Source organism: Pseudomonas sp. GW821-FHT09H03 (assembly GCF_059415945.1).
In genome coordinates this window covers 240,081-246,199 of record NZ_JBWKOF010000005.1, presented here as the reverse complement: position 1 = coordinate 246,199, position 6,119 = coordinate 240,081, and the positions used below count along the sequence as shown (strand labels likewise).

Sequence of the window (6,119 nt, the reverse complement as noted above, 5' to 3'; positions counted from 1 at the left end):
CTCCCATGGATGGAGGGGACTTAACGAGGTGTTTAGTCGAGTTACATCGACCTGGGAGATCGAGTTGAACCCGGTATTTGAAAACACTGGAGATCGGCTCCCTTTCCCCCTCTCCCCCTTGGGGAGAGGGCTGGGGTGAGGGGTGGCTTTTGAATGCACTACCCCTCTTCCTCTATATCCAGCAACAAATTCTCCAGCGCCTCCCGATAAGCCCCCGGTTCTTTCCACATCCCCCGCTGCTGCGCCTCCAGCATCCGCTCAGTCATATCACGCAATGCATGAGGATTGTGCTCACGGACAAACTCCCGGGTCGCCGGGTCCAGCAAATACGCGTCCGCCAACAACGCATACTGATGATCATCAATCAGCTGCGTGGTCGCATCGAACGCAAACAGATTGTCGACCGTTGCCGCCATTTCAAACGCACCTTTGTAGCCATGGCGCTTGACCCCGTCGAGCCACTTCGGATTGGCCGCCCGGGAACGAATCACCCGGTTGAGCTCTTCCTTCAAGGTGCGAATCTTCGGCAAGTCCGGCTGGCTGTGATCGCCATGATAGCTGGCAGCCGCTTCACCCCGCAGGCTTTCGACCGCCGCGAGCATGCCGCCCTGGAACTGGTAGTAGTCGTTGGAATCAAGCAAGTCGTGCTCGTGATTGTCCTGGTTTTGCAGCACCGCCTGCACCTGACTCAGCCGCTGGGCGAACTGATCGCGAGCGGCGGTGCCTTCGTCGGCGCCGCCATAAGCGTAGCCACCCCAATTCAGGTAGACCTCGGCCAGGTCCTCGCGGCTCTGCCACAGGCGTCCGTCGATGGCGCCCTGCACACCCGCGCCATAGGCACCGGGCATTGCGCCGAAAATGCGCCAGCCGGCCTGGCGCCGTGCCGCATCCTGGTCCAGTCCTGTTTGCAGCAGTGCTTCACGTTCGCTGCGGACCTTGGCCGCCAGCGGGTTGAGGTCGTCCGGTTCATCGAGCTCGGCGACGGCTTGCACTGCCGCATCGAACAAGCGAATCAGATTGGCGAAGGCATCGCGAAAAAAACCCGAGACCCGCAAGGTCACATCCACCCGAGGGCGATCGAGCAGACTCAATGGCAGGATTTCAAAGTCATCGACCCGCTGGCTGCCGGTGGCCCACACCGGACGCACCCCCATCAGGGCCATGGCCTGGGCAATGTCGTCGCCGCCGGTGCGCATGGTCGCGGTGCCCCAGACCGACAGCCCGAGCTGACGCAGATGATCGCCGTGGTCTTGCAGGTGCCGTTCGAGAATCAGGTTGGCCGACTGGAACCCGATGCGCCAGGCGGTGGTGGTCGGCAGGTTGCGCACGTCCACCGAGTAAAAGTTGCGTCCGGTGGGCAACACGTCCAGACGACCACGACTCGGCGCACCGCTGGGGCCGGCCGGGACGAAGCGACCGCTCAAGGCGTCGAGCAGGCCGCACATTTCTGCCGGGCCGCAGGCGTCCAGGCGTGGCGCAACCACATCGCGCAGGTTGTCGAGGATGGCACTTACGTCCGCCCAAACGGCTTCCTGTAGGAGCGAGCATGCTCGCGATGGTGTGTCAGCTACATTGATGTCGACTGACACGCCATCGCGAGCATGCTCGCTCCTACAGGGGAAATTCATCGTTTGCGAGATCAGTTGCGTGGCAAACAATTCGAGGCGCTCGCGGGTGTCGCCGGTAATGCGCCAGGGGTCATCGGTGATTGACAACAAGGCCTGCGGACGCGGACCGCTCCAGGGATCGGCCAGCGCGCAATCCAATGGATCGAAGCCCAACGCGAAGGCGTTGGCCACAGCCCGCAGCAAACTCGACTGCGCACCCCGCCCATCGCCCCTTGGAATGCGCAGCAACGCGAGCAAAGTGTCGATACGCAAACGACCGCTCGGCGATTCACCAAACACATGCAAACCGTCGCGAATCTGCGACTCTTTCAAGTCGCACAAATAGGTGTCCAGGCGCGGCAACCAGATCGCCGCATCGGCATCGCTGTCGAGTTCCTCGTCCAGTTGCAGTTCACGGTCTATATGGCTGTCACGTACCAGTTGCAGGATGTCGCGCTGCAACTCCCGGGCACGGCGCGGATCGAGCAATTGCGCTTCGTAATATTCGTCGGCCAACAGTTCCAGGTCGCGCAGAGGCCCGTAGGTTTCGGCGCGGGTCAGCGGCGGCATCAGGTGGTCGATGATCACCGCCTGGGTACGGCGCTTGGCCTGGGCGCCCTCGCCCGGGTCGTTGACGATGAACGGATAGATGTTCGGCAGCGGACCGAGCAACGCCTCAGGCCAGCAGTTTTCCGAGAGCCCCACGCCCTTGCCCGGCAGCCATTCGAGGTTGCCGTGCTTGCCAACGTGGATCACGGCATGGGCGCCGTAGGTGTTGCGCAGCCAGAAGTAGAACGCCAGGTAGCCATGAGGTGGTACCAGGTCCGGGTCGTGGTACACCGCACTCGGATCGACCTGATAGCCCCGTGCCGGCTGAATGCCGACGAAGGTCAGACCAAACCGCAGGCCGGCAATCATCATGCGCCCGTCGCGACACATCGGATCATTGTCCGGCGTGCCCCAACGTTGCAGTACCGCATCACGATTGGCCTCGGGCAGAGCGTTGAACATCCGCCAGTATTCGTCCATGGCCAGGCTCTGCTGACAGGGACGCTGGTCGAGGGTGTCGAGGTCATTGCTGACGCCGCCAAGCAACTGCTGGATCAATGCCGTGCCGCTGTCCGGCAGTTCGGCCGGCAGCGGATAACCTTCGGTGTGCAGCGCGCGCAAGATGTTCAGCGCCGCCGCCGGGGTGTCGAGACCGACGCCATTGCCGATGCGACCGTCGCGCGTGGGATAGTTGGCGAGGATCAAGGCGATGCGTTTTTGCCCGTTGGACAGGCGCGCCAAATCTACCCAGCGCCGGGCCAGTTCTGCGACAAAATCCATGCGCTGCGGTTGTGGCCGGTAGCACACCACATCGCACTGACTGCGCTCGCTGCGCCACGCCAGGTCCTTGAAGCTGATCGGCCGACTGATGATGCGTCCGTCCAGCTCCGGCAAGGCGATGTGCATCGCCAGATCCCGGGGGCCAAGCCCCTGCTCGCTGGCGCGCCAGCCAGGTTCGTTGTCTTGGGCGCAGATGGCCTGGATCACCGGGATATTGCGGCGAAACGGTCGCAGATGCGGCGCTTCGGGACTGGATTGGGCAAAACCTGTGGTATTGAGAATCACCCCTGCTTCAGCTTCATCCAACAAGTCCTCGACCACCGTCAGGCAGGCGGGCTCTTTCAGGCTGGCCAGTGCAATCGGCAACGGGTTCAACCCCGCTGCCCGCAAGCGCTCGCAGAACACGTCGATAAAAGCGGTGTTGGCCGCCTGCAAATGCGAACGGTAAAACAGCACCGCCGCCACTGGCTGGCCGGCCTGCCAGTCGGCTTGCCAATCACTCAGTCGTGCGGGACTTGTATGCGGGTGGTAGATCGCCGTGCGCGGCAGTACCTGAGGCTGCGACCATGAATAATCACGCGCAAGCCATCGATTGGCCAGGCAGCGAAACAGGTCCAGCGCATTGGCCATGCCACCCTGGCGCAGGAAATGCCAGAGCCGCTCGCGATCTTCAGGAAGCACCGTGCTCAGGTCGCTCAACTCCGGGTCCGGACGGTCATCGCCCGGCACCAGGATCAACTGCACGCCGCGCTGTGACAGTTCGACCAGACGCTCGACACCGTAGCGCCAATAGGCGATGCCGCCATGCAGTGAAATCAGAATCACCTTGGCGTGGCGCAGCACTTGGTCGACATACAAGTCGACCGAGGCATGGTTCTGTACCTGCATCGGATTGGCCAGGCGCACGCTCGGGTAGTCGTCGGGCAACTGCTGCGCCGCTTCGGCGAGCAACGCCAGGCTGGAATCGCCGCTGCACAGGATCACCAGTTCGGCGGGGGTTTGTCCAAGGTCGGCAATGTTGTCCTCCGACACGAAGCCGCCGGGCTGGGTCCTGAGCAGGTGCATGGCTTACACGCTGAGTGCGGCGCGCAGTTGCGCTTCGAGTTGAGCGGCGTCGAGTTCCTGGCCGATCAGCACCAGACGGGTGACCCGCGCTTCTTCGGCGCCCCATTGGCGGTCGAAGTGCTTGTCGAAGCGAGTGCCCACGCCCTGGATCAGCAGGCGCATCGGTTTGTTCGGGATCGCGGCGAAGCCCTTGACTCGCAGGATGCCGTGCTGGACCACCAGTTGGGTCAGCGCATCCAGCAACAGGCTTTCGTCGGCTTGCGGCAGTTCAATGGAAATGGAGTCGAAAGCGTCGTGATCGTGGTCATCATGATCATCGCCATCGTGATGATGGTCATGGTGACTGTGACGGCTGTCGATGTGCTCTTCGGAGCCGACGCCAAGGCCGATCAGCACGTCCAGCGGCAGGCGACCGCTGCTGGCTTCAATGATTTTTACCGCTGGCGGCAGTTCTTCGGCGACTTCCAGGCGCACGCGGGCCAGATCTTCAGGGCGGATGAGATCGGCCTTGTTGAGGATCACCAGGTCGGCGCTGGCCAGTTGATCGGCAAATAGCTCGTGCAGCGGCGACTCATGGTCCAGGTTCGGATCGAGTTTTCGCTGGGCGTCGACCTGATCGGGGAATGCGGCGAAGGTGCCGGCGGCGACGGCCGGGCTGTCGACCACGGTGATGACCGCGTCTACCGTGCAGGCACTACGAATTTCCGGCCACTGGAAGGCTTGCACCAGGGGTTTGGGCAAAGCCAGGCCCGAGGTCTCGATGAGGATATGGTCGAGGTCACCACGGCGGGCGACCAGTTCACGCATCACCGGGAAGAATTCTTCCTGGACCGTGCAGCACAGGCAGCCGTTGGCCAGCTCATAGACACGACCGTTGGCTTCTTCTTCGGTGCAACCGATTGAGCACTGCTTGAGGATTTCACCATCGATACCCAGTTCGCCGAACTCGTTGACGATCACCGCGATACGGCGGCCCTGGGCATTGTCGAGCATGTGCCGCAGCAGTGTGGTTTTACCCGAGCCGAGGAAGCCGGTGACGATGGTGACGGGGAGTTTGGCCAGTGTTTTCATCGGATGCCCTTTGGCAAGGTGGCGGGCATACGGGACGACGACCGGCAACGCGCACGCGCGTGCCTGGAAGAATTCGCCACCGGATCACCCCGCCCGGTTGAAAGTCAGAATCTGTATCGAGGCAGGTCTCCTGGCTGACGGTGTGCCGGTCTTGGCGACCTGGCATTCGCTGCGCCTTCCCGCCGGCCTCATGGAGAGCCTGCAGTGGCGTGGCAACGAACATCACCGTTCACAGTTGCGGGGGCAGCCGCGGCATTGACCGCGTTCCCTTCTTAGCTTCGGCAAACGCCGAAGAACCTCGAAAGCGCAAGGCTACGCATCGTGCGGGGGCGGGTCAATGTTCACATTGATATTGCGGCGTCGCCTTCGCGAGCAAGCCCGCTCCCACATTCGGCCGAGTTCTGTCAGGGAAATACAGTCAAATGTGGGAGCGGGCTTGCTCGCGAAGGGTGCGACACGGTTTGCGATGAGAACGTTTGCCAATTGACGCCCAACCCCCGCCCATGCTCTCCTAGACGCTTGTTACGGGTGCCCTTCACAGGGTGAAACGGGAAACCGGTGAATCATGTGCTTTACTCCAAAGCCATGTCAGTCCGGTGCTGCCCCCGCAACGGTAAGCGAGTGAAGCGTCAGATCCACTGTGCCGATATGGCGTGGGAAGGTGATGCTTGCAGGTTCAGGCGATGCCTGCGCCCCTCGTGAGCCCGGAGACCGGCCCGCAACACAAAGTGACCAGTACGGTCTCTGAACAACAACCCGCGGTGGGCGGGCGCTGTTTGAACTTCTGCGCGCTCGCTCGTGCAGGGCTCTGCATGCGTTCTTGTTCCCGCTGACAGAACAAAGGGAAACGCCATGTCGATCATCAGCAGCACCGGCCACAGCACCGCCAGCACCACCACGACCCTGACCCAGCGTCTGACCGCCGCCGTCTGCGCGTCGATCCTGGGTGCGTCCCTTGTTTACTTCGCCGGCTTCTCGCACATCGAAGCGGTGCACAACGCCGCTCACGATACCCGCCACAGCTCTGCCTTTCCGTGCCATTGAGAG

Annotated in this window: 3 protein-coding genes and 2 riboswitches; of the genes, 1 reads left to right on the top strand and 2 read right to left on the bottom strand. The window is 62.3% G+C overall.

Going from position 1 to position 6,119, the window contains the following annotated elements:
* Positions 1-158 precede the first annotated feature (158 nt).
* Together cobN and cobW are read right to left on the bottom strand one after the other, a co-directional pair.
* A complete protein-coding gene (cobN, locus tag AC07OG_RS09340) occupies positions 159-4,001 on the bottom strand; it encodes a cobaltochelatase subunit CobN (protein ID WP_495066841.1) in 3,843 nt (1,280 codons plus the stop codon).
* 3 nt (positions 4,002-4,004) lie between these two features.
* Positions 4,005-5,072: a cobalamin biosynthesis protein CobW gene (gene cobW / locus AC07OG_RS09335; RefSeq protein ID WP_495066840.1), complete on the bottom strand. Its 1,068-nt coding sequence runs from the start codon at positions 5,070-5,072 to the stop codon at positions 4,005-4,007.
* Positions 5,073-5,175: 103 nt separating this feature from the next.
* Positions 5,176-5,388: riboswitch (cobalamin riboswitch) on the bottom strand.
* 193 nt (positions 5,389-5,581) lie between these two features.
* Positions 5,582-5,806: riboswitch (cobalamin riboswitch) on the top strand.
* Positions 5,807-5,924: 118 nt separating this feature from the next.
* Between cobW and AC07OG_RS09330 the strand changes: the two genes are divergently transcribed.
* Complete coding sequence (locus tag AC07OG_RS09330) at positions 5,925-6,116, top strand: CbtB domain-containing protein (RefSeq protein WP_060540617.1); 192 nt, start codon at positions 5,925-5,927, stop codon at positions 6,114-6,116.
* Positions 6,117-6,119 lie beyond the last annotated feature (3 nt).